At 72.0% G+C, this 22147-nt stretch carries 23 protein-coding genes; 8 read left to right on the top strand and 15 right to left on the bottom strand.

Annotation, left to right across the window (positions count from 1 at the left end):
- Positions 1–13: 13 nt before the first annotated feature.
- Positions 14–838, top strand: coding sequence for a putative RNA methyltransferase (locus ACFY3L_RS52370; protein ID WP_389342724.1), 825 nt, complete (start codon positions 14–16; stop codon positions 836–838).
- Here the strand turns inward: ACFY3L_RS52370 and ACFY3L_RS52365 are convergent.
- The 9 genes from ACFY3L_RS52365 to ACFY3L_RS52325 all read right to left on the bottom strand — a co-directional run bounded on the left by ACFY3L_RS52365 (position 827) and on the right by ACFY3L_RS52325 (position 9513).
- Entirely contained in the window at positions 827–1507 is a 681-nt protein-coding gene (locus tag ACFY3L_RS52365; protein WP_389342721.1) for a DUF4272 domain-containing protein, read from the bottom strand. The genes ACFY3L_RS52370 and ACFY3L_RS52365 overlap by 12 nt on opposite strands.
- 78 nt (positions 1508–1585) lie before the next feature.
- Positions 1586–1954, bottom strand: coding sequence for a cupin domain-containing protein (locus ACFY3L_RS52360; RefSeq protein ID WP_389342718.1), 369 nt, complete (start codon positions 1952–1954; stop codon positions 1586–1588).
- Positions 1954–3231: a thymidine phosphorylase gene (locus ACFY3L_RS52355; protein ID WP_389342715.1), complete on the bottom strand. Its 1278-nt coding sequence runs from the start codon at positions 3229–3231 to the stop codon at positions 1954–1956. The genes ACFY3L_RS52360 and ACFY3L_RS52355 overlap by 1 nt, the downstream gene beginning before the upstream one ends.
- Positions 3228–3932, bottom strand: coding sequence for a cytidine deaminase (locus ACFY3L_RS52350; RefSeq protein ID WP_389342712.1), 705 nt, complete (start codon positions 3930–3932; stop codon positions 3228–3230). The genes ACFY3L_RS52355 and ACFY3L_RS52350 overlap by 4 nt, the downstream gene beginning before the upstream one ends.
- A 2-nt stretch (positions 3933–3934) precedes the next feature.
- On the bottom strand, positions 3935–5185 hold the full coding sequence (locus ACFY3L_RS52345) for an ABC transporter permease (RefSeq protein ID WP_389342710.1): 1251 nt from the start codon (positions 5183–5185) through the stop codon (positions 3935–3937).
- Entirely contained in the window at positions 5182–6327 is a 1146-nt protein-coding gene (locus ACFY3L_RS52340) for an ABC transporter permease (protein ID WP_389342707.1), read from the bottom strand. The genes ACFY3L_RS52345 and ACFY3L_RS52340 overlap by 4 nt, the downstream gene beginning before the upstream one ends.
- Positions 6324–7844 (bottom strand): ABC transporter ATP-binding protein, encoded by a 1521-nt coding sequence (locus ACFY3L_RS52335; protein WP_389342704.1) that lies wholly within the window; start codon positions 7842–7844, stop codon positions 6324–6326. The genes ACFY3L_RS52340 and ACFY3L_RS52335 overlap by 4 nt, the downstream gene beginning before the upstream one ends.
- A gap of 69 nt (positions 7845–7913) precedes the next feature.
- Entirely contained in the window at positions 7914–8978 is a 1065-nt protein-coding gene (locus ACFY3L_RS52330) for a BMP family protein (protein WP_389342701.1), read from the bottom strand.
- A 193-nt stretch (positions 8979–9171) separates the two neighbouring features.
- Entirely contained in the window at positions 9172–9513 is a 342-nt protein-coding gene (locus ACFY3L_RS52325; protein WP_389342698.1) for a hypothetical protein, read from the bottom strand.
- A 57-nt stretch (positions 9514–9570) separates the two neighbouring features.
- Here ACFY3L_RS52325 and ACFY3L_RS52320 point away from each other — a divergent pair, with 57 nt between their 5' ends.
- Positions 9571–10506 (top strand): MerR family transcriptional regulator, encoded by a 936-nt coding sequence (locus ACFY3L_RS52320; RefSeq protein WP_389342695.1) that lies wholly within the window; start codon positions 9571–9573, stop codon positions 10504–10506.
- A 4-nt stretch (positions 10507–10510) separates the two neighbouring features.
- Complete coding sequence (locus ACFY3L_RS52315; RefSeq protein ID WP_389342692.1) at positions 10511–11932, top strand: glycoside hydrolase family 13 protein; 1422 nt, start codon at positions 10511–10513, stop codon at positions 11930–11932.
- Positions 11933–12094: 162 nt separating this feature from the next.
- On the opposite strand, the gene ACFY3L_RS52310 is transcribed toward ACFY3L_RS52315, so the two are convergent.
- Genes ACFY3L_RS52310 through trpS form a run of 4 tightly spaced genes read right to left on the bottom strand, consistent with a single transcriptional unit; the run spans position 12095 to position 15254 of the window.
- Positions 12095–12526 carry a hypothetical protein gene (locus ACFY3L_RS52310; protein WP_389342690.1) on the bottom strand — a complete coding sequence of 144 codons (432 nt, stop codon included), beginning with the start codon at positions 12524–12526 and terminating at the stop codon, positions 12095–12097.
- 8 nt (positions 12527–12534) lie between these two features.
- A complete protein-coding gene (locus ACFY3L_RS52305) occupies positions 12535–13653 on the bottom strand; it encodes a YhjD/YihY/BrkB family envelope integrity protein (protein ID WP_389342687.1) in 1119 nt (372 codons plus the stop codon).
- Between the two features lie 4 nt (positions 13654–13657).
- On the bottom strand, positions 13658–14227 hold the full coding sequence (locus ACFY3L_RS52300) for a 2'-5' RNA ligase family protein (protein WP_389342684.1): 570 nt from the start codon (positions 14225–14227) through the stop codon (positions 13658–13660).
- The gene (trpS, locus tag ACFY3L_RS52295) at positions 14214–15254 is read right to left on the bottom strand and encodes a tryptophan--tRNA ligase (RefSeq protein WP_389342680.1); all 1041 of its coding nucleotides are present in this window, start codon (positions 15252–15254) and stop codon (positions 14214–14216) included. Before trpS ends, ACFY3L_RS52300 begins: the two co-directional genes overlap by 14 nt.
- Here trpS and ACFY3L_RS52290 point away from each other — a divergent pair.
- From ACFY3L_RS52290 to ACFY3L_RS52275, 4 genes are all read left to right on the top strand, one after another.
- Positions 15244–15924 (top strand): RNA polymerase sigma factor, encoded by a 681-nt coding sequence (locus ACFY3L_RS52290; RefSeq protein ID WP_389342677.1) that lies wholly within the window; start codon positions 15244–15246, stop codon positions 15922–15924. The two genes, trpS and ACFY3L_RS52290, sit on opposite strands and share 11 nt — an antisense overlap.
- The gene (locus ACFY3L_RS52285; protein WP_389342674.1) at positions 15914–17188 is read left to right on the top strand and encodes a hypothetical protein; all 1275 of its coding nucleotides are present in this window, start codon (positions 15914–15916) and stop codon (positions 17186–17188) included. Before ACFY3L_RS52290 ends, ACFY3L_RS52285 begins: the two co-directional genes overlap by 11 nt.
- 65 nt (positions 17189–17253) lie before the next feature.
- Positions 17254–17814 carry an RNA polymerase sigma factor gene (locus ACFY3L_RS52280; RefSeq protein ID WP_389342671.1) on the top strand — a complete coding sequence of 187 codons (561 nt, stop codon included), beginning with the start codon at positions 17254–17256 and terminating at the stop codon, positions 17812–17814.
- Entirely contained in the window at positions 17807–18988 is a 1182-nt protein-coding gene (locus ACFY3L_RS52275) for a hypothetical protein (protein WP_389342668.1), read from the top strand. Before ACFY3L_RS52280 ends, ACFY3L_RS52275 begins: the two co-directional genes overlap by 8 nt.
- 13 nt (positions 18989–19001) lie before the next feature.
- On the opposite strand, the gene galE is transcribed toward ACFY3L_RS52275, so the two are convergent.
- Positions 19002–19973: a UDP-glucose 4-epimerase GalE gene (galE, locus tag ACFY3L_RS52270; RefSeq protein WP_389342666.1), complete on the bottom strand. Its 972-nt coding sequence runs from the start codon at positions 19971–19973 to the stop codon at positions 19002–19004.
- Between the two features lie 85 nt (positions 19974–20058).
- Between galE and ACFY3L_RS52265 the strand changes: the two genes are divergently transcribed.
- Positions 20059–20841 (top strand): hemolysin family protein, encoded by a 783-nt coding sequence (locus ACFY3L_RS52265; RefSeq protein WP_389342664.1) that lies wholly within the window; start codon positions 20059–20061, stop codon positions 20839–20841.
- 15 nt (positions 20842–20856) lie between these two features.
- Here the strand turns inward: ACFY3L_RS52265 and cysN are convergent, their stop codons facing one another.
- Positions 20857–22146 (bottom strand): sulfate adenylyltransferase subunit CysN, encoded by a 1290-nt coding sequence (gene cysN, locus ACFY3L_RS52260; protein WP_389342661.1) that lies wholly within the window; start codon positions 22144–22146, stop codon positions 20857–20859.
- Position 22147: the final 1 nt, after the last annotated feature.

Genomic DNA, 22147 nt, shown 5'->3' with positions numbered 1-22147 from the left:
CGACACTAGTAGGGTGCACGCCTCCGTCATCACACATCTGCGGTGTCCGGTCTGCGCCGGGCCGCTCACGGCCGCCCATCGGACACTTCGCTGCGCCGCGGGCCACTCGTTCGACATCGCGCGGCAGGGTTACGTCGACCTGACCGCGGGCCGGTCCGTGCACACCGGCGACAGCGCCGAGATGGTGACCGCCCGGGAGGCCCTGCTGGAGGCGGGGCACTTCGACGTCGTGTCCGACGCGGTCGCGGCGGCGGCAGATGTACCGGGAGCGGGCCTGATCGTCGAAGTCGGCGCCGGGACCGGCCGCTACCTGGCGCGGGCCCTCGGTCCGGACCGGGTCGGCCTCGCCGTGGACGTGTCGAAGGCGGCGCTGCGCCGCGCGGCCCGGGCCGACCCCCGCATCGGTGCGGTGCGCGCCGACGTGTGGCAGGGCCTGCCGGTCCGCGACGCGGCCGCCGACGTGATCCTCGACGTCTTCGCGCCGAGGTCGGGGGCGGAGTTCGCCCGCGTCCTGCGCCCCGGCGGCGTCGCCGTGGTGGTCACCCCGGCGCCCGGGCACCTCGCCGAGCTGGTGGCGGCACTGGGCATGGTCGGCGTCGACCCGGCGAAGCCGGAACGGCTCGCGGCGAGCCTGCGCCCGCACCTCACGCAGGTGGACGACGTGCCGCTGCGCGCCCCCCTGACGCTGGACCGCGCGGCCGCGGCGGCCCTGGTCGGAATGGGCCCGAGCGCCTGGCACACCGACCCGGCCGAGGTGGCCGCGACCCTGGCGAGGATGCCCGAGCCGATCACCGCGACGCTGGAGGTGCGGCTGAGCGTCTGGCGCTCAGGTGGATAGGTCCACCTCTTCCCATCCGGGCGGGTCGCCGTGGTACGGGCCGGTGAAGACCACCGCCCATTCGAGCGCCCAGCGGCGCTGGCCGACGGCGTTGGAGTCGAGCTGCCCGGGCACCGGCAGCCGCCGCCGCTCCGCCTCCAGGTAGGACCAGTCCAGGCAGTAATAGAGGTCGAGCTGCGTCGCGGCGTCGCCCGCGCCGCGCGGTGCGGCCAGGGTGCGCTGCCGCCACGCCGCGAAGGTCTCGCCCTGCGACAGGTTGGGCAGCCGCTCCATGAGCCCGGCGGCGGAGGGCAGCAGCGGGTCGAGGTCCATGGCGATGCCCAGCAGCCAGGACAGCGCGAAGAGCGCCTCCAGGTGCAGCGCGAAGGACCGCTCGTCGCCGTCGCCCTCGGCCACGAACTGCCACTCCGGCCCGGTCAGCCGGTCCTGCAGCCCCGCCCGGTCCAGCCAGTGCGTCGCGAGCTCCGGCGGCATCCCGGCGGCCCGGGCGAGCACGACGTTGAGGACCGCCGCGCGCTCCTCGATCTCGTCGCCGGGGCGCAGCTCCACCAGGTCGCCCGGCTCCCAAGCGAGCGGGAAGTTGGGCGGTGGCAATGGGAGCCGCAGGCGGTGCAGCTCTTCGAGGCTCGCCTCCCGCACCCGCTGCGGATCCGGCGCCGTCACGGTCACCCGGGCACTGTAGCCGCCGGATCCAGCAGTGTCTCCAGGAGTGGCCCCCTGGATCGGCCGCCGGATCCGGCAGCGTCGCTAGGAGTCGCCGTCCGGGTCGCGGCGCGCCAGGTCCGGGGCGAAGGCGGGCAGGCAGACCGCGACGTACTCGGCGCCGTCCGCGGTGGGGGTGGTGTACCTGATGCGTTCCCCCGCCCGGGTGACGATCGCCTGGCCTGCGGTGACGTCGAAGTGGCCGCCGTCGTGCTCGACCCTGACGGTGCCGCGGAGCACGATCGTGAACTCGTCGAACTCCGGCGTCTGGAACGGCTCGGTCCAGCCGCCCGGGGCGATCATCTTGGCGATCGACGCCGCGGACTCGCCGGAGTTGACCCGGCCGACGTACTCGTCGATGATCTTGCCGCCGGGGACGGGGATCTGGGTGGGGGCCTTGATCAGTTCGGGCATCAGGAGATCCTGTCGAGAATCAGCGGTCGGGAGGGTGGCGGCGTGTCCGACAGCGTGACCGCGTCACGGGCCACGGCCAGCGCCGCCGGCAGCCTGCCGGCGTCCTCGGCCCGCAGCTCCATGATCACGTCGCCGGCCCGGACCGCCTCGCCGGGCTTGCGGTGCAGAATGATGCCGGCCGACGCGCTGACCGGGTCCTCCTTGCGGGCGCGGCCCGCGCCGAGGCGCCAGGCGGCCACGCCGACGGCGTAGGCGTCCATGGTGGCGACGAATCCGTCGGCGGCGGCGGCGATCGTCTCGACCTCGTGCGCCACGGGCAGCGGCGCGTCCGGGTCGCCGCCCTGGGCCCGCACGAGGGCACGCCAGGAGTCCATGGCCCGCCCGTCGGCGATCGCGGCCTGCGGGTCGGCGTCACTGAGGCCCGCCGCGTCCAGCATCTCCCGGGCGAGCGCCAGGGTCAGCGCGACCACGTCCTGCGGGCCGCCGCCGGCGAGCACCTCCAGGGACTCCTCGACCTCCACGGAGTGCCCGACGGTCCGGCCGAGCGGCACCTCCATGTCGGTGAGCAGCGCGACGGTGGTCACGCCGTGGGCCTTGCCCAGCTCGACCATGGTGCGGGCCAGCTCGCGGGCGTCGGCGACGTCGCGCATGAAGGCGCCGGAGCCGAACTTCACGTCCAGGACCAGCGCGCCGGTGCCCTCCGCGATCTTCTTGCTCATGATCGAGCTGGCGATCAGCGGGATCGCCTCGACGGTGCCGGTGACGTCGCGCAGCGCGTACAGCTTCCGGTCGGCGGGCGCGAGGCCCTCCCCCGCGGCGCAGATCGCGGCGCCGACGGTGCGCAGCTGCTCGACGAACGCCTCGTTGGACAGCTTGGTGCCGAACCCGGCGACCGCCTCGAGCTTGTCGAGGGTGCCGCCGGTGTGGCCCAGCCCGCGGCCGGACAACTGCGGCACCGCCGCGCCGCACGCCGCGACGAGCGGGGTCAGCGGCAGCGTGATCTTGTCGCCTACGCCGCCCGTGGAGTGCTTGTCGACGGTCGGGCGGCCGACCCCGGACAGGTCCAGCCGCTCCCCCGACGCGATCATGGCGGCGGTCCAGCGGGCGATCTCGCCGGCGGTCATGCCGTTGAGCAGGATCGCCATCGCCAGGGCCGACATCTGCTCGTCGGCGACGACGCCCTTCGTGTAGGCGTCGACCACCCAGTCGATCTGCTCGTCGCTGAGGACACCCTTGTCCCGCTTGGCGCGGATGACGTCCACGGCAGCAAAGCTCATGCCGCACTCCAGTCCTGCTCGATGCCGGCCGGGCGGGGAGCCTCCCCGGCCCACCTGGGATCACCCTGCGCGTCCACCACGACCACCCGTGGCGTGCGGACCCGGCCCCAGGCGACACCCTCGTCGGCGGTGGCCCAGGTCGGGCCCTCCTCCAGGATGCCCGCCGGCTCGCCCTCGGCGGCGCCGGACGAACGCTCCCAGTAGGCCGTCCACACCTGCTTCCCGTCGGCGATGTCGGGGTGTACGAACACCGTCCCGGAGCCGACCTTCAGCGCGAGCGCGGCCGGGACGGAAGGACCGGCCGGGGCGATCCGCCCCAGGTCGGTGTCGTCGAAGGCGTGCGGCAGCAGCGCGGTCATCGGCAGCGGCCCGGAGGCGTGGTCGATGAGGCAGTCCGGCCCGCCGTGCTCCCACAGCAGCTGCCGGCACCGGCCGCACGGCATGAGCGGCCGCCCCTCGCCGTCGACGCACGCCAGGGCGACCAGCCGGCCACCGCCGGTGACCTGCAGGTTGGAGACCAGGCCGCACTCGGCGCACAGGCCGAGGCCGTAGGAGGCGTTCTCGACGTTGCAGCCGACGACGATCCTGCCGTCGTCGACGAGCGCCGCCGCGCCCACCGGAAACTTCGAGTAGGGCGCGTAAGCGCGCGCCATCACGGTGACCGCCGCCTGCCGCAGCGCCACCCAGTCGACGTCCGCCACGCTCAGCCTCCCCGCCGGAACGGTTTGCCGTCCGCGGCCGGTGGCCTGAGTCGTTGCGCCGCGAGCGCGAGCACGACCAGCACCGTGATGTAGGGCGCCGCCTGCACCAACGGGGTAGGGATCTTGTCCACGGAGAAGAACAATACGTAGGAAAGAACGCCGAGGACGGCGGAAGCGACCGCCACGAGCCGGTTGCGCCGGATGAACTCCCACACCGCGAGGGCGAGCAGCAGCGCACCGACCAGGATGAGCAGGGCGTGCACGGACTCGCTGCCGCGCCGCAGCTGCAGCGCGTCGGTGTAGCCGAACAGGGAGGCGCCGACGGCGAGGCCGCCGGGCCGCCAGTTGCCGAAGATCATCGCGGCGAGGCCGATGTACCCGCGGCCACCGGTCTGCCCCTCGCGGTAGATCGCGGAGGTGACGGTGGACAGGTACATGCCGCCGAGGCCGGCCATCGCGCCGGAGATGACGACACCGTAGTACTTGTAGCGGTAGACGTTGAGGCCGAGGCTCTCCGCCGCGTGCGGGTCCTCACCGACGGAGCGCACCCGCAGGCCGAACGCGGTGCGCCAGAGCAGCCACCAGGTCAGCGGGATCAGCAGCACGGCGAGGATGGTCACCAGCGACACCTCGTAGAGCAGGCCGCGCAGTACCCCCGCGACGTCGCTCACCAGGAACCACTCGTGCTCCTCGAGCCCCTTGAGACCGTTGATGCCGGGCACCGAGACCCTGGGGATGTGGGGCACCTGCGGAGACTGCGTGGCGCCGGCGCTGCCCCAGGTGATGTAGGACAGGTAGCGCACGACACCCGGCGCCAGGATCGTGATCGCGACGCCGGAGATGATGTGGTCGACGCCGAAGGTGACCGTGGCGACGGCGTGGATGAGGCCGCCGACGGCGCCGCCGAGGATGCCGATGAGCAGCCCGACCCATGGGCCGAACTCCAGGCTGCCCCACGCGCCGAACCAGGTGCCGAGGATCATCTGGCCCTCGAGGCCGATGTTGACCACGCCGGCGCGCTCCGCCCACAGCCCGCCGAGGCCGGCGAGCCCGAGCGGCACCGCCGCCTGCAGGGCGGCCTGGATGGCGCCCGACGAGGTGACGTCCGGGGCGTTGGCGAGCTGGTGGACCAGCGACAGGCCGATCAGCGCACCGGAGATGACGAGCATGATCATCCAGCTCGACATCCGCCGGCCCCTGGTCTTGGCCGGGGGCTGCGCCGCCGCCTCCGAGAGCATCGTGTCGGTGCTCACTTCGACTCCTCCACTGCCGGAACGGGGGCGGCGGTGGCAGTGGCGGTGGCCACGCCGACCCGGCGCTGCTGGGCCCGGCGGCCGATGCGGGCGGCCAGCTCGTAGGCGATGACGACCGACAGGACCGTGACGCCCTGCATGATCAGGACGATCTCCTTCGGGATGCTGTCGATGTCGAGGATGATCTGCGAACTGGCCAGGAAGCCCCACAGGATCGCGGCGAGCGCCATGCCGATCGGGTGGTTGCGGCCGAGCAGCGCCACCGCGAGGCCGGCGAAGCCGATGCCGCCGAAGCCCTCGGTGTAGGTGTGGCTCTCGCCCAGCATGCGGGGCAGGTTGACCAGGCCGGCGATCGCGCCGGAGATCAGCATCGCGGTGATCACCATGCGCTTGGCGTTGACGCCGCTGGCGACCGCCGCGAACGGGTTGTAGCCGGTGGCCCGCAGGTCGAAGCCGAAGCGGGTGCGGTTGATCACGAACCAGTACGCGGCGCCGAGGACCACCGCGACCGCGAAGAAGCCGAGTACCTTCTGTTCGGTCCCGGAGATGATCGGCAGGCCGGGCATCCACGAGTCCTTGCTCAGGATGCCGGTGGTCTTGATCTGCGCGCCGGGCTCGGTGACGCCCCAGTGGTCGTTGAGCAGCCAGGTGATGACCAGGCCGCCGATCGCGTTGAGCATCAGCGTGGAGATGACCTCGCTGACCCCGCGCTGGGTCTTGAGCAGCGCGGCGATCGACGCCCACGCCGCGCCGACGATCATCGCGACCACGATGATGAGCACGATGCGCAGGCTGCCCGGCATCCAGTCCATGAACGACGCGCTGGCCAGGGCGCCGGCGAAGAACGCGCCGACCTTCGACTGGCCCTCGACGCCGATGTTGAACAGGCCCATCTTGAAGCCGAACGCGACCGCGACCGCGGCGATGTACAGCTCGCTGGCCTTGTTGAGGATCTCCACCTTCGTGTCGGGCAGCATGCCGAACTCGTACATGTGCTGGAACGCCAGCAGGGGGTCCTTGTCGCTGATCAGCAGGGCGACCGACGAGATCGCGGCGGCGATGACCAGCGCTGCGACCGGCGCGATCAGCTGCGGCAGCAGCTTGCCGACATCGATGCGCCGGGCGCCGGCGGCGGTACTCATGAAGGGGTCTCCTCACCTGTGGCGCCGGTCATGGCGACGCCGAGCTGCTCGGGGGTGACGGTCGACGGGTCGGCGTCGGCCACCAGCCGACCACCGTAGATCACCTTCAGCGCGTCGGACAGACCGATCAGCTCGTCGAGATCGGCGGAGATGAGCAGCACGCCCATGCCGGCGATCCGGGCGTTGCGGATGTGGTCCCAGATCGCGGCCTGGGCGCCGACGTCGACCCCGCGGGTCGGGTGGGCGGCGATGAGCACCTTCGGCTGGTGGCTCATCTCCCGGCCGACGATGAGCTTCTGCTGGTTGCCGCCGGAGAGCGCGACCGCGGCGACGTCGATGCCGGGCGTGCGCACGTCGTACTCGGCGACGATGCGGGTGGTGTCGCGGCGGGCGCCGCCGACGCTGATGAGGAAGCCGCTCGCGTTGGGCCGCTCGGTCTGGTGGCCGAGGATGCGGTTCTCCCACAGCGGCGCGTCGAGCAGCAGGCCCTGCCGGTGCCGGTCCTCCGGGATGTAGCCGATGCCCGCCTCGCGGCGCCGGCGGGTGGGCCAGGCGGAGATGTCGTCGCCGTCGAGGGTGACGGTGCCGGTCGTGGCGCGCATGCCCATGATCGCCTCGGCGAGCTCGGCCTGGCCGTTGCCCTCGACGCCGGCGATGCCGACGACCTCGCCCTTGTGGATCGTGAACGAGGCGTTGTCGACGATCGGCCGCCCGTCGGCGGCGCGGACCGTGAGCCCCTTGACGACCAGGACGGGCACGTCGGTGACGGTCGACTCGCGGGCCTCGGGGCTGGGCAGCTCACTGCCGACCATGAGGGTCGCCAGCTGGCGGGCCGTGACCTGGTCGGGCTTGACGGACGCGACGGTCGTGCCGCGCCGGATGACGGTGATGTCGTCGGCGACGCCGCGGACCTCGTCCAGCTTGTGCGAGATGAACAGCACGGTCAGGCCTTCGCGGATGAGCTCGCGCAGGTTGCCGAAGAGCTCGTCGACCTCCTGCGGGACCAGCACCGCGGTCGGCTCGTCGAGGATGAGGATGCGGGCGCCCCGGTAGAGCACCTTGAGGATCTCGACCCGCTGGCGGTCGCCGACGCCGAGGTCCTCGACCAGCGCGTCGGGGTCGACGTCCAGCCCGTAGCGCTGGGAGATCTCGCTGATCTTCTGCTTCGCCTTGGCGCCGATGCCGTGCAGCTTCTCGGCGCCGAGGACCACGTTCTCCGTGACCGTGAAGTTGTCGGCCAGCATGAAGTGCTGGTGCACCATGCCGATGCCGGCCTCGATCGCACGCTGGGGCGAGGAGAACTTCACCGGGCTGCCCTCGATGAGGATCTCGCCCTCGTCCGGTGGCTGCATCCCGTAGAGGATCTTCATGAGGGTCGACTTACCGGCCCCGTTCTCACCGACGATCGCGTGGATCGTGCCCTTGCGGACGGTGAGGTTGACGTCCGAGTTCGCCACGACGCCGGGGAACCGCTTGGTGATCCCCTTCAGCTCGACGGCGGGTGGGTCCGCGGTCACGAGATGCTCCTTCAACGAGTGATGGCGGGGGACCGGATCACAGTCCCCCGCCTCACGTCCAGCTCTGGATTACTTGGTCGGCACCGTGATCTTGCCGGAGACGATGTCCGCCTTGAACTCGTCCAGCTTGGTCTTGATGTCGTCGACCTGGCCACCGGAGGTGGCGTAGCCGACGCCGTCGACCTTGAGGTCGAAGACCGTCGGGCCGGCCTTGAACTTGTCCTCGCCGAAGTCCTTGACGAAGTTGAACACCGCGTTGTCGACGCGCTTGAGCATCGAGGTCATGATGACCGTCTTGAGCGAGGCGTCGGTCACGGTGTTGTACTGGTCCGAGTCGACGCCGATGGCCAGGGCGTTCTTGGCCTTGGCGGCCTCGAAGACGCCGGTGCCGGAGCCGCCCGCGGCCGCGTAGATGATGTCGGCCTTCTGGTCGTACATACCGGTCGCGGCGGTCTTGCCACCCGCGGGATCGTTGAAGCCCTTGCAGGCCTCGGCCGGGGTCGACAGGTAGTTGGTCAGCACCTTGATGTCAGCCTTGGCTGCCTTGGCGCCGGCGGCGAAGCCCGCCTCGAACTTCTTGATCAGGTCGACCTGGCAGCCACCGATGAAGCCGACCGTGCCGGTCTTCGACTTCAGCGCGGCGGCCGCGCCGACCAGGAAGGAGCCCTGCTCCTCGGCGAAGACGAGGTCGGCCACGTTGTCAGCGGTGGTGCCGCCGTCGACGATGGCGAACTTGGTGTTCGGGCAGTCCTTCGCGGCGCGCGCGAGCGGGCCGTTCTTGGCGTCCGCGCCGTCGTAGACGAAGCCGACCGCGATGACCGGGTTGTAACCCGTCGTGCAGAGCAGCTTCAGTCGCGCGTACTTGTCGTTCTCGCTCTCGCCGGCGACCGCTGCCAGGTCCTTGACCTCAAGGTTGAGCTCGCTCTTGACCCGGTCGAGGCCGGCTGCGGCGGAGTCGTTGAACGACTTGTCGCCACGGCCGCCGATGTCGAACGCGAGGCCGACCTTCACGCTCTTCTTCGCCGTGGTGCCACCGCTGCTCGAGCCGCCCGGCTCGTCGCTCTTGTCGTCACCGCAAGCGGTCATGGCACCCAACGCGACAATCGCCACCGCGGCGGCCGCGAGAACCTTCATCCCACGCACTCGGCGCAAGACGGTCTCCCTTCACCAATGCACCGCCCCAACGCGGTGAATCCCAACGGCGGGAGCGTACGCCCTCCGAACGACAGTTCCGCAGTTTGCTGCCGGGTTGGGAGGAGTGCGTTATAGGGCCGTGACGTGCCAGAGGTCCCTCCAGCGTACCGAGATCGATCTTGTATGGCCCGGTTTACTTCCAAAAGACGGCAACGGCGGCGTTAACGAGCGTTAGCCCCACCAAAGCCAGAAAATGCCCACGGTTGACCTCCTCGCGCTTGCGCGAGAAGAAGGTCATGGCGAAGATCGCCACGCCGATGAGCGCCTTGACGGCCAGCTTGGCGGTGGGCGGCTCGTGGCCGTCACGCAACGGCGCGGACAGCGCGACGCCGGTCACCACCTGGACGATCGCACCCCACAGCATCGCGCTGTTGATCCGGAGCCGGCCGGTGAGGTACTGGGTGATCGACCCACCCAGCAGCAGCGCGAAGCCGATCAGGTGGGCATAGAGGAGGATGAGCCGCAAAGGTTCCACAGGCGCAAGGTAGCGCCTCCTTGACTCTCCAGCAGCTGGAGGGTCCACGATGGCCGCATGAACATCGGCGAGCTGTCCAGGCTGTCCGGCCTGCCGGTCAAGACGATCCGCTACTACTCCGACGTCGGGCTCGTCCCGGAGGCGGAGCGCTCGCACGCGGGCTACCGGCGCTACGACCACGACTCGCTGGTCCGGCTGGAGTTCGTGCGCACCCTGCGGGAGCTCGGGCTGGACATCGCGACCATCAAGCGGGTCCTGGACCGGGGCGAGGACCTGGGCGCGGTGGCCGCCGCGCACGCGGAGGCGATCGGCGTGCAGATCCGGGTGCTGCGGCTGCGCCGGGCGGCGTTGCGCGCGGTGGCGCTGCACCCGGCACCGGGCGGCCCGACCCCCGCCGAGCTGGACCGGATGGCCCGGATCGCGCAGGCCAGCACCGACGAGCGCCGCCGGATCGTGGACGAGTTCTTCGACAGCATCTTCGCGGAGCTGCCCAGGGCGGCGGAGTCGCCGGAGGCCGCGCGGTTCAGCGCCAGGATGCGCAGCGTCTCCCCCGACCTGCCCGACGACCCCACCGACGCGCAGGTCGATGCCTGGATCGAGCTCGCCGGGATGCTGCGCGAGCAGGACTTCCGGGCCCGGCTGCGGGAGATGAGCAAGCGGAGCTTCGCCCCGGGCGAGCGCCGCCTGGCCCCGACCGACATGTCAGAAATATCGTGGTTCACCGGCCACATCGCCGCCGGCATGGACGCGGGGCTGGCGCCCGGCGACCCGGGGGCGGTGCCGGTCGTCGCCGCGGTGCTGGAGCGGTGGGGCGTCGCCGAGGACGACCGCGACACCCTCATCGATCAACTCACCCTCGCCGTCGACCCGCGCGCCGAGCGGTACTGGCAGCTCATGGCCGTAATCAATGGATGGCCGCCGATCCCGGCGACGATGCACAGGTGGGAGTGGTTCCTGAACGCCCTCCGTGCGGGCCGCGGCCCGTTAGCGTGACTCTGTGGAGTGGTGGCGACACGCGGTCATCTATCAGGTCTACCCACGCAGCTTCGCCGACAGCGACGGCGACGGCGTGGGCGACCTGCCCGGCATCACCGGCCGGCTCGGCCACCTCGCCGACCTCGGGGTGGACGCGCTGTGGCTGTCGCCGTTCTACCGCTCCCCCATGGTCGACGGCGGGTACGACGTCAGCGACTACCGCGACGTCGACCCGGTCTTCGGCACGCTCGCCGACTTCGACGCCCTGCTCGCGGAGGCGCACCGGCTCGGGCTGCGGGTGATCGTCGACATCGTGCCCAACCACACGTCGTCGCGGCACCCCTGGTTCGTGGAGGACCGGCGCGACCGGTACATCTTCCGCGACACGCCGAACGGGTGGCAGTCGCTCTTCGGCGGGCCGGCCTGGACGCAGGTCGCGGACGGGCAGTGGTACCTGCACCTGTTCGCGCCCGAGCAGCCCGACCTCAACTGGCACAACCCGGAGGTGCGGGCCGAGTTCGCCGACATCCTGCGCTTCTGGCTGGACCGGGGCGTCGACGGCTTCCGGGTCGACGTCGCCCACGGCATGATCAAGGACCTGGCCGGCGTGATGCTCTTCGACCACGAGGACGTCCACGAGATCCACCGCGACTGGCGCAAGATCCTCGACAGCTACCCGGGCGACCGGATGGCCGTCGCCGAGGTGTTCGACACCACGCCGGACCGCGTGGCGCGCTACGTGTCGGTGGGCGAGCTGCACCAGGCGTTCAACTTCGACTTCCTGGAGGCGCCCTGGGACCCGGCCGTCCTGCGCCGGATCATCGACGCGTCGCTCGCCGCCGCGGCGCAGGTCGGCGCGCCGCCCACCTGGGTGCTGTCCAACCACGACCGGCGCCGGCACGTGACCCGCTTCGGTGGCGTCCGGCGGGCCCGCGCCGCCACGCTGCTCATGCTGGGCCTGCCCGGCAGCGCCTACCTGTACCAGGGCGAGGAGCTCGGCCTGCCGGAGGTGCTCGACCTGCCGGACGAGGTGCGCACCGACCCTCAGTGGATCCGCTCCGGCGGCGCCGAGCTCGGCCGCGACGGCTGCCGCGTGCCGCTGCCGTGGTCGGGTGACGCGCCGCCGTTCGGCTTCGGGCCGGGCGGCTCCTGGCTGCCGCAGCCGGCGGACTGGGCCGGCCTGACCGTGGAGAAGCAGCACGGGGACCCGCGGTCGACCCTGTCGCTCTACCGGGACGCGCTGCGGCTGCGCCGCCCGTCGACGACGCTGCGCTGGCTGGACGCGCCCGACGGGGTGCTGCGCTTCGAGACCGGGACCATGCGGGTCGCCGCCAACCTGACGGCGGAGCCGGTGAAGATCGAAGAGCCGGCCGCCCCGCTGCTGAGCAGCAGCGAGATGGCCGGCTGGCTGCCAGGCGACACGACCGCCTGGTGGAACGTTTAGGACCTGCTTCATAAGGGATGGCCGGGCTGCGGCGGGCCCAGACGCCGCCTGGACCCACGCCGGTCACACCCGGATACAACACCGGTATCCGGGCGCGCCCGGCGCGGCCCCAGATCGACGCCTGGACCTCGCCTCGCCTCGACCCCCCTTATGAAACAGGCCCTAAGCCGTCAGCTTGGCCGCGATCCGGGCGAAACCGGCGCGGATCTCCTCGATCGACGGGGCTTCGTGCGTGTGGTCCGGGTCGTCGTGGTCATGGTCGTGGTGGTGGCCGTGGTCGTCGTCGTAGTCGGCGAGCTCCTCGTCGAGCGCCGCCGTCTCCAGGTCCTCGTTCTCGGCGGCGAGGCGGGAGGCGGCGATGTCACCGAGGATCTGCTCGGCGGTGACGTGCGGCTGGAGCGGCTCGACCACCGCCATCAGCTCCTCGTCGGCCACGACGGCCTCGGCGAGGGCGAGCGCGTGCGCCCGCTCGTAGGGCCCGCACACGACGGGCTCCCACTCCTCGTCTTCGTTCAACGGGCCGAAGGTGATGATCCACGGCAGGGTCAGCGCCGGCGCGTCGGCCGGCAGGTCCAAAGTCACAAGTGCACCCACGGCGCCCATCATGACGCGTCGCGCGGCTCCGATGGCGCTGAACCGCCGGACGGGCGCATCCGGCGCGCCATGTCCGCGGCCGCCGCCACCGACTGAGGATCGGCCGTCCCGGCGGTGGAGGGCGGATCCGCCGCGCCGGCCGCCGGCGGGTGGTCGGCGCGCACCTCGGCGGCGGCCTTCTGGGTGGTCTCCGCCGCCTGCTCCACCAGCTCGGCCGCCCGCAGCGCCGCCTTCACGTCGCTGCGCGGCTCGCCGCCGGCCAGGTCCTTCGCCCGCCCGTGCGTGTCGGTGGCGGCCAGCGCCGCGGCGAAGAGCAGCAGCTGGTGCAGCAGGTACATGTAGAGCAGCAGCCCGATCGTGCCGGCGACCAGCTGGTAGGCCGGGTTGTCCTCGATCCGGGTGATGTAGAGCTTCCCGAGCGTCTTGAGCAGCCCGAGCCCGACCGCGAAGAGCGCCGCCGCAGGCAGCAGGCGGCGCAGCGACATCCGCAGCCGCGGCACGCCGGCCAGCAGCGCCATGCCCAGCACCAGGTCGACGATCCCGGACAGCAGCGTCGACGTGCCCCGCAGCGCCACCCTGACCGGGTCCTGCTCGAAGTCGCCGGCCAGCCAGTACAGCAGCTCCTGGACACCGGCGAAGATGCCGATCGACACGATCAGCAGCAGGCCGAGCGCCACCAGGACGGCGAGGTCGACGAGCCACCGCACGAAATAGTTGCCCGGGTGCTCCTGCAGGTGCCACAGGGCGCGCTGCGACGAGCGCAGGTTCTCCACCCAGCCGACCCCGGCGATGATCAGGCCGATCATCGCGATCAGCCCGATCTGCTGGCTGCCAGCGAAGATCTGGTCGGAGTGCAGCTGCGGCAGGTTGACCGTCAGGTATGCCTGGACCCGCGCGACCACGGCGTCGTTGCCGCCGAGCACCCGGCCGAGGATGAAGAACGCCACCACCACCATCGCGAAGACGGCGAAGAAGCCGTAGTAGGCGGTGGCGGCGGCGAGGCGGGCCGCGTCGACGTCGAAGTACCGCTCCTGAGCCCGCCACACGTGGTCGAACACGCTCCAGCGACGGCGGCCGGCGGCCACCGCACGGTCGAAGCCGGCTTCCAGCCGGTCGAGGAGGCCCACCTTCCTATCGTCGCTGATCAACCGCGGACCGGCGCGACGACAGGCGGTACTGCGCGTACGGCTGCCATCGACCGCTCTCGTCGTGCTCGAAGAGCGCGAACCCGTCCACGTCGAAGACGGCCTCATAGCCGGCGAGGTCGGCGAAGGCCGCGTCGAGCCGCTCCGGCGCCACGTTGTGCGCGACCGTCACGTGCGGGTGGTACGGGTACGACGACACCGCCTCGATCGCGGCCGCCCCCAGCACCGCCTCGTGCAGCCGCTCGCACTCGCTGATGCCGGCGGCGACCGCCACGAAGACGACCTGCGTCAGCGGCCGGAACGTGCCGGTCCCGCGCAGCCGCACGGTGAACGCCGCGTGCCGCGCCGCGACCTCCGCGAGGTGCCGGTCGATCGCGGGCAGGTCGGCGGCGGCCACGACGGTGGGGCCGAGCAGGGTCACGTGCGCGGGCACGTGCGCGGCGGCGGGGTCGCCCGCGGCGAGCCGGGCGGCGGTGAGCTCGCCGCCCCACGGGTCGGGCAGGTCGATCGCGACGCCGATGGTGGTCTCCTCGCGGGCCACGTCAGTGCGCAGCACCCGGTGCGAGGAACCCGATCCGGTCATAGACCGTGCCCAGGGTGGCAGCGGCGACCGAGCGGGCCTTCTCGGCGCCGATCGCGAGCAGCTTGTCCAGCTGCGCCGGGTCCTCCAGGTAGGTGTTGGTGCGCTGCTGGATCGGGCGCAGGAACTCCGCAACGACCTCGGCCAGGTCCTTCTTCAGGTCGCCGTAGCCCTTGCCGTCATAGGCGGCGACGAGGTCGTCGATGCTCCGCCCGGTCAGCGCCGAGTAGATCGTGAGCAGGTTGGCGATGCCGGGCTTCGCGGCCTGGTCGAAGATGATCTCGCGGCCGGTGTCGGTGACCGCCGACTTGATCTTCTTCGCCGCCTTCGCCGGGTCCTCGAGCAGCTCGACCAGGCCGGACGCGGTCGACGCCGACTTCGACATCTTCGCGGTCGGCTCCTGCAGGTCGGTGATCTTCGCCGTGTCCTTGATGATGTAGGGCGCCGGCACGGTGAACGTCTTGCCGAAGGTGGTGTTGAACCGCTGGGCGAGGTCGCGGGTCAGCTCCAGGTGCTGGCGCTGGTCCTCGCCGACCGGCACCGCGTCGGCCTGGTAGAGCAGGATGTCGGCGGCCTGCAGGATCGGGTACGTGAACAGCCCGACGCTGGAGCGGTCGGCGCCCTGCTTCTGGGACTTGTCCTTGAACTGCGTCATCCGGCTGGCCTCGCCGAAGCCGGTGATGCAGCCCATCACCCAGCAGAGCTGCGCGTGCTCGGGCACGTGGCTCTGCACGAAGAGGGTGCACCGGTCCGGGTCGAGCCCGATCGCCAGCAGCTGCGCCGCGCTCACCCGGGTCCGCTTGCGCAGCAGCGCCGGGTCGTGGCCGGCGGTGATCGCGTGCAGGTCGACGACGCAGTAGAAGGTGTCGTGCGTGTCCTGCATCGGCACCCAGTTACGCAACGCGCCGAGATAGTTGCCCAGGTGGAACGAGTCGGCGGTGGGCTGGATCCCGGAGAGCACCCGAGGACGGTCGGTGCTGACGGACGACGACATGCGCGTCATTCTGTCAGCACCACCACAGCGGTGGCGCAACCGGGAGCGGGACACAGCGGTCTTCAACGGTGAAGGGGGTGACGGGGTGGGTGAAGAGCTCGAGGCGCGCGAAGCCGTCCGTGACGCGTACGAGGCGCATTATCGGCGACTGGTCGCCGCCCTGTACGCGCTCACCGGCGATCACGCCGAGGCCCAGGACCTGGTCCAGGAGGCCTACGCGCGCGCCCTGGCCCGCCCCCGGCAGTTCCTCGACGTCGCCGACCCGGAGGCGTGGTTACGCACCGTCGCGATGAACCTGGCCCGGACCCGCTGGCGGCGCCGCCGGCTGTTCGACACCCTGGTCCGCAGCGGGCGTGTCGCCCGTCCGGTGGAAAGCGTGCCCGGCGTCGACCCCAACCGGGTCGCGCTCGTCGCCGCCCTGCAGCAGCTGTCACAGGCGACGCGGGAGACGATCGTGCTGCACCACCTGGCCGACATGTCGGTGCACGAGGTCGCCGACGCGCTGGGCGTGCCCGTCGGCACGGTGAAGGCCCGCCTGTCGCGGGGCCGCGCCATGCTCGCCGCCCTGCTCAGCGACGCCGACCCCGACGCCACCGGCCCGCGCCGCCGCCCCGTGGCCCTGCCCCAGCCCCAGCCCCAGCCCCAACGAGACGTCCAGGAGGTGCGCGATGCGCCCTGACCTGGACTTCCGCACCCTCCGCGCGCAGATCGAGTCGGCGACGTGGATGCCCGACTTCAGCCTGCTGTCCCGCCGGGCCGGACGGGTCCGCATGCGCGACCGGATGTCCGTCGTCGGCGCCCTCGTCGGCACGCTCGCCGTGTTCGCGCCCGTCGCCCTGGCCGGCGTGTTCGGCCGCCCGACCCCGGCCGCCCTCGGCCCCAACCCGGACATCGGCGACCCCTGGACCCCGCAGCCCTCGGCGTCGGCGCCGGCGAGCGGCGCGTTCGAGTCGACCCGGACGATCCGGGCGGCCGCCGGCGACCTTCCCGACGGCGTGGTCGCCGCCGTGGACGTCTGCGTCGAGGTGCCCCAGGCCCGCCGGTGCAACCTCCAGGTGGTCGTGCTGCGGGGCGAGTCCGTGCAGCGGCGCAGCCCGTTCCTGATGGACACGCTGCGGCAGAGCCCGCTGGACAAGCTCGACCACGTCGAGCTGCTCGAGATCTCCCCGCAGACGTTCATGCTCAGCGGCGAGGTCAGCGGCGGCTCCCGCACCAGCGTGAAGTTCCGCCTCGACGACAAGCCCGCCACGCCGGTCGTCGGTCCCGAGACCCGCGAGGCGCTCGGCCCCGCCGACCGGGCGCTCCAGCTCGCCCAGTACGGCGACCTCTTCGGCGTCCGGCAGGACACCGGGGGGCTGAGCCTGCTCGTCGACCAGCCGCCGATGGCCCGCCGGACCCTGGTGGGCGACCTGCCGGTCGGGGCCGGCTGGTGGGTCACCGGCGCGGACATCCACTCCGGCGCACCCGCGGTCGCGGTCAGCACCGACCAGGGCAGGCACTGGCAGGCCGTCACGCTCGACGCACCCGTGGGCATCGACGCGCCGACGCTCGCCACGCTCGACGGCGTCACCGCCCACGCGTTCATCCGCTACAGCAAGGGGATCCGGCACTTCCGTACCCGCGACGGCGGCCACACCTGGCAGGAGGTGACCACCAAGATCGAGCTGCCGGCGCCGCTGAACAACGACGGTGCGCTCAACGGCCGCGCCTTCGGCGTGCTGGCGCGCCCCGACCGCTCCCTGGTGCTGTGGGTCCAGGGCGACTCCGAGATCGCCTACCTGCAGAGCCTCGACGGGGAGCACTTCGAGATCGTCGCCGGACCCGGCGGCCCGCTCGACCCGCTCGGCAACGGCTACGCCTCGCTCGGCGACCCGCCCAGGCTCTCCACGGACGGCCGCACCTGGCAGTCCGCCGCGCTGTCGGCGACCGTCCTGCCCGGCTGACCGCGGAGTTCCTGGAAAGCGAGATTCCCGGGAACCGAAGGAGGCGGCCGGGGATCGTGGCCGGTGTGAGCGAGCTCGAGGGGGTCTACCACGCCTGCTATCGGCGGCTGGTGACGCAACTCTACGCGTTCACGACCGACCTCACCGAGGCGCAGGACGTGGTCCAGGAGGCGTTCGCCCGCGCCGCCGCCCGGCCCGGCGGCTTCACCGGCATCGACAACCCCGAGGCGTGGCTGCGCACCGTGGCGGTCAACGTCGTCCGCCGCCGCTGGCGCCGGCGGAAGCTGCTCGACCTGATCATGCTCCGCGAGCGCGCCGCCCAGCGGCACGTCGAGGCCGGCCCCTCGCCGGAGCGCACCGACCTGACCGACGCCCTCGACGCCATTCCTCGCACGTACCGGGAGGTCATCGTGCTGCACTACTACGCCGACCTCAGCGTCGAGGAGATCTCGGCCACGCTCGGCGTGCCCGGCGGGACCGTCAAGTCGCGGCTGTCGCGGGGGCGGGCCGCCCTCGCCGAACGGCTTCCGGGCTATGCCTCTTCAAAGTCGCCCTCGACGCCCTCTTCGACGTCGCCCTCGACGGCCTCTTCGACGTCGCCCTCGACGGAGGTGCGCCATGCCTGACGAGCTCGAGACCCTGCTCCGCGCCCAGCGGCTCGACTTCACCCAGCCGCCCCTGGCCGCGATCACGGCCCGGGCCCGCGTCCTGCGCCGCCGCCGGCGCGCCGCCCAGGTGGGGGCGGTCGCCCTGGGCCTGCTCGTCGCCGCGTCGTTCCTGATCCCGCGCGAAGCGCCGCCGCCGCAGGTGGCCTCCTCGCCGTCCGCAGCGCCCGGCGCCGTCTACACGGGCGGCGGGATCACCGTCAACGGGCTGCCCGCCCTCCCCCGGGACCTCCCCGGGAAGATCCAGGACGCCGAGTTCATCGACGCCGACCGTGGGTTCCTGCTCACGGTCGACTGCGCCGCCGCCTGTACCGCATGGGTCAACACCAGCCTCGACGGCGGCCGGACGTGGAGCACGTCCCCGGCACCCGGCGCGTTCGGCTCGCCCTCGCGCGGCGCGCTGCCGTCGCTGGTGGTCACCGGGCCGCGGATCACCCTGATCGGCGCGGACGGCTCCCGGGCCAGCAGCACCGACGGGGCCACGTGGGACACCGCCGCGGGCCCGGCCACCACCGTCGCCGCCCTGCCGGGCGACGCCCGCCTCATCCTGCGGGACGGACGGCTCGCGGCGCTGCTACACGACGGCACGACCCTGGTCCAGCCGCCGTCGCAGCCGCCGTTCGGGTTGGCCTGGGTCGCTCCCGTACGGGCGGGCGACGGCTCCTGGTGGGCCGGCGGCACCGACGGCGGCCACCCCGCGGTGGCGGTGTCCCGCGACGGCGGCGCCACCTGGACGCCCACGACGTTCCCCGGCACCGGCACGGCGCAGGTGTCGTTCCTCGGCCGGGACGTCTACGCGGCGCTGACGGACCCCACCACCAACCCGCCCACCCTGCTGGGCGTCGCCGCGTCCTCGGACGGCGGGGCCCGCTTCGGCCAGCCCCGCCCGCTCACGGCCACCACGATCGGCGGCGACCTGATCCCGCTGCTCGACAACCGCTTGATGATCGTCGACGGCGACGGCCACTGGCTCGTCTCCAGCGACCGGGGCGCCACCTGGCAGCGGGTCCAGGGCCTGCACCCGACCAGGCGGCTGGCCCGGACGCAGACCGGCTGGGTCGCCTACGAGATGTCCACGATCTACACCGCGTACTCGGTCGACGGCACCACCTGGCAGAAGCTCGACGCCCAGTAGCGCCCGGGCCGCCTCAGCCCCGCATCAGGTCCCAGGCGTCCTGGACCATCGTCGACAGCTCGGTGTGCCGCGGCGTCCAGGACAGCTCCCGCTTCGCCTTGTCGGAGGCGGCGACGAGCCGCTCCGGGTCGCCCGGGCGGCGGGGCGCCATCTCGACCGGAACCGGGTGGCCGGTGACCTCGCGGACCACGTCGACGACCTGCCGGTTGGAGAAGCCGGTGCCGTTGCCCAGGTTGTACACGCGGTGGCCGGGGCCGTCCATGGTCGCGAGCGCCAGGAGGTGGGCGGCGCCCAGGTCCCCGACGTGGATGTAGTCGCGGATGTTGGTGCCGTCGGGGGTGTCGTAGTCGTCGCCGAAGAGCTGCAGCTTCTCCCGGCGACCGAGCGCGACCTGCAGCGCGATCGGGATGAGGTGCGTCTCGGGGTCGTGCCGCTCGCCGATCATCGAGCCGTCCGGGCGGCGCAGCGCGCCGGCGACGTTGAAGTAGCGCAGGCTGACCGCGGAGATGCCGTGGCCGACGGCCTCGCCGGTGAGCGCGTGGTCGGCGGCGAGCTTCGAGGTGGCGTACGGGTTGGGCGGCCGCACCGCGGCGGTCTCCGGGATCGGGACGACGTCGGGGTCGCCGTAGACGTTCGCCGTGGAGGAGAAGACGAGGCGGCGGGTGCCGGCGGCGCGCATGGCGTCCAGCAGCAGCAGCGTGCCGACGGTGTTGTTCTCCCAGTACTTCTCCGGCTTCTGTACGCTTTCGCCGGCGGCGATGAACGCGGCGAAGTGCAGCACGCCGTCGAACCCGGCGTCGCGGGTCAGCACGTCACCGATCGCGTCGTGGACCCGGCCGCGGACGAAGACGGCGCCCTGCGGCACCGCCGACTCGTGACCGGTGGAGAGGTCGTCGAGCACTGTCACGTCGTGACCGGCGTCGAGCAGCAGGGCGGTGACGACGCTGCCGATGTAGCCGGCGCCCCCGGTGACGAGCAGTTTCACGGCTTTCCTCCAAAAGTCATCAGGAACCAACAAATTTACACGTCTGTGGTGAACGGCATAGTGCCCGCCACCTACAATTTCGGGCATGTCGCAGCTTGGTGCCGGGACCTTGCGACAGGCTGTGGCGGGTCTGCTGAGCCGCTTGGCGCTTCGGCTGCACGCGGGCGACGGGCCCCCGGACGTCAGCGAGGCCGAGCTGCGGACGCTGATCGCCGGTGGCACCGGCACCGGCCATGTCCGTGAGGTGATGGTGCCGCGCACCGAGGTGCTGTTCCTCGACGCGGGCCTGACGGTAGCCGAGGCGGTGACCGTCGTGCGCGCCACCCGGCACTCCCGGTTCCCGGTGATCGACGGCGACCAGGACGACGTGCTCGGCTTCGTCCACGTGCGCGACCTGACCCTGCTGCCCGCGATCGACCCCTGCCTGCGGCTGCGCGAGCTGACCCGCGAGGTGAAGCGGCTGCCGGCCAGCAAGCGGGTCCTGGCGGCGCTGTCGGAGATGCGCCGGGAGGGCCATCACCTGGCGGTCGTCATCGACGAGTACGGCGGCACGGCGGGCATCGTGACCCTGGAGGACCTGATCGAGGAGCTCGTCGGCGAGATCCACGACGAGTACGACACGCCGCCGACGCCGCCGTCGGCGGAGGAGGTGGACGGCCGCCTCAACCTCGCCGACCTCGCGGAGCGGACCGGCCTGACGCTGCCCACCGGCCCGTACGAGACGGTGGCCGGCTTCGTCATGGCCCGGCTGGGGCGGCTCCCCCGCACCGGCGACGAGGTGCGGCACGACGGCTGGCATCTGCACGTCAGTACGGTAGAGGGCCGCCGGGTGGCGCGGGTGTCGGTGATCCGCCCGCGCCAACCGTAGGGTGCGCCTGCCCGCTCAGCCGGCCTCGATGATCATGCCGGCGCCGACGGTGCGGTTCGTGGCCTCGTCGATGATGATGAAGCCGCCGGTGGTGCGGTTGCGCCGGTACTGGTCGGCGAGCAGCGGCACCGTGGTGCGCAGCTTGACCCGGCCGATCTCGTTGAGGCCGAGCGACGTCGCCGACTCGTCCCGGTGCAGCGTGTTCACGTCCAGCCGGTACTGCAGGCCGCGGATCACGGTGCGGGCCGAGCGGGTCGTGTGCTTGATCGAGTACTTGGCGCCGACGGTCAGCGGGCGGCTCTCGTCCATCCAGCAGATCATCGCCTCGATGTCCTGGGCGACGGCCGGCGCGTTGTTGGGCCGGCAGATCAGGTCGCCGCGGGCGATGTCGATCTCGTCCGCGAGCCGGATCGTCACCGACATCGGCGGGTATGCCTCCTGCAGCTCCCCGTCGGCGGTCTCGATGTGCGTGATCTTCGTGGTGAAGCCGGACGGCAGGACCATCACCTCGTCGCCGGGCTTCAGCACGCCCGAGGCGACCTGGCCGGCGTAGCCGCGGTAGTCCGCGACCGTGGTCGACTGCGGGCGGATCACGTACTGCACCGGGAAGCGCACGTCGACCAGGTTGCGGTCCGAGGCGATGTGCACGTGCTCCAGGTGGTGCAGCAGCGACGGCCCCTCGTACCACGGCATGTTCTCCGACCGGGTGACGAGGTTGTCCCCGTGCAGCGCCGAGATCGGGATGACCGTGAGGTCGGGCGCCTCGAGCTTCGCCGCGAACGACGTGAACTCGTCGGCGATCCGCTCGAAGACCTCCTGCGAGTAGTCGACGAGGTCCATCTTGTTCACGCACAGCACCAGGTGCGGCACGCGCAGCAGCGAGCACAGGAAGGCGTGCCGCCGGGACTGCTCGACCAGGCCCTTGCGCGCGTCGACCAGGATCAGCGCCAGGTCGGCGGTGGAGGCACCGGTGACCATGTTGCGCGTGTACTGGATGTGCCCCGGCGTGTCGGCGATGATGAACTTCCGCCGCGGCGTCGCGAAGTACCGGTAGGCCACGTCGATCGTGATGCCCTGCTCGCGCTCGGCCCGCAGGCCGTCGGTGAGCAGCGCGAGGTTGGTGTACTCGTCGCCGCGCGAGCGCGACGTCGCCTCGACCGCCTCGAGCTGGTCCTCGAAGATCGCCTTCGAGTCGTAGAGCAGCCGGCCGATCAGGGTCGACTTGCCGTCGTCGACGGAGCCCGCCGTCGCGAAGCGCAGCAGGTCCATCTGCCGCTGGGCGGGCGTCTCAACAACCGCGGTCATC

Source organism: Dactylosporangium sp. NPDC000521 (genome assembly GCF_042898305.1).
In the GTDB taxonomy this organism is placed as follows: domain Bacteria; phylum Actinomycetota; class Actinomycetes; order Mycobacteriales; family Micromonosporaceae; genus Dactylosporangium.
This window is presented reverse-complemented; position numbering and strand designations above follow the sequence as displayed.

Coding starts and splice junctions, on each gene's coding strand:
- ACFY3L_RS52360 (WP_389342718.1), bottom strand. CDS start 1,954: ATGCCCGAACTGATCAAGGCCCCCACCCAGATCCCCGTCCCCGGCGGC.
- ACFY3L_RS52355 (WP_389342715.1), bottom strand. CDS start 3,231: ATGAGCTTTGCTGCCGTGGACGTCATCCGCGCCAAGCGGGACAAGGGT.
- ACFY3L_RS52340 (WP_389342707.1), bottom strand. CDS start 6,327: ATGAGTACCGCCGCCGGCGCCCGGCGCATCGATGTCGGCAAGCTGCTG.
- ACFY3L_RS52330 (WP_389342701.1), bottom strand. CDS start 8,978: ATGAAGGTTCTCGCGGCCGCCGCGGTGGCGATTGTCGCGTTGGGTGCC.
- ACFY3L_RS52320 (WP_389342695.1), top strand. CDS start 9,571: ATGAACATCGGCGAGCTGTCCAGGCTGTCCGGCCTGCCGGTCAAGACG.
- ACFY3L_RS52290 (WP_389342677.1), top strand. CDS start 15,244: ATGCGCGTCATTCTGTCAGCACCACCACAGCGGTGGCGCAACCGGGAG.
- trpS (WP_389342680.1), bottom strand. CDS start 15,254: ATGACGCGCATGTCGTCGTCCGTCAGCACCGACCGTCCTCGGGTGCTC.
- ACFY3L_RS52285 (WP_389342674.1), top strand. CDS start 15,914: ATGCGCCCTGACCTGGACTTCCGCACCCTCCGCGCGCAGATCGAGTCG.
- ACFY3L_RS52275 (WP_389342668.1), top strand. CDS start 17,807: ATGCCTGACGAGCTCGAGACCCTGCTCCGCGCCCAGCGGCTCGACTTC.
- ACFY3L_RS52265 (WP_389342664.1), top strand. CDS start 20,059: ATGTCGCAGCTTGGTGCCGGGACCTTGCGACAGGCTGTGGCGGGTCTG.
- cysN (WP_389342661.1), bottom strand. CDS start 22,146: ATGACCGCGGTTGTTGAGACGCCCGCCCAGCGGCAGATGGACCTGCTG.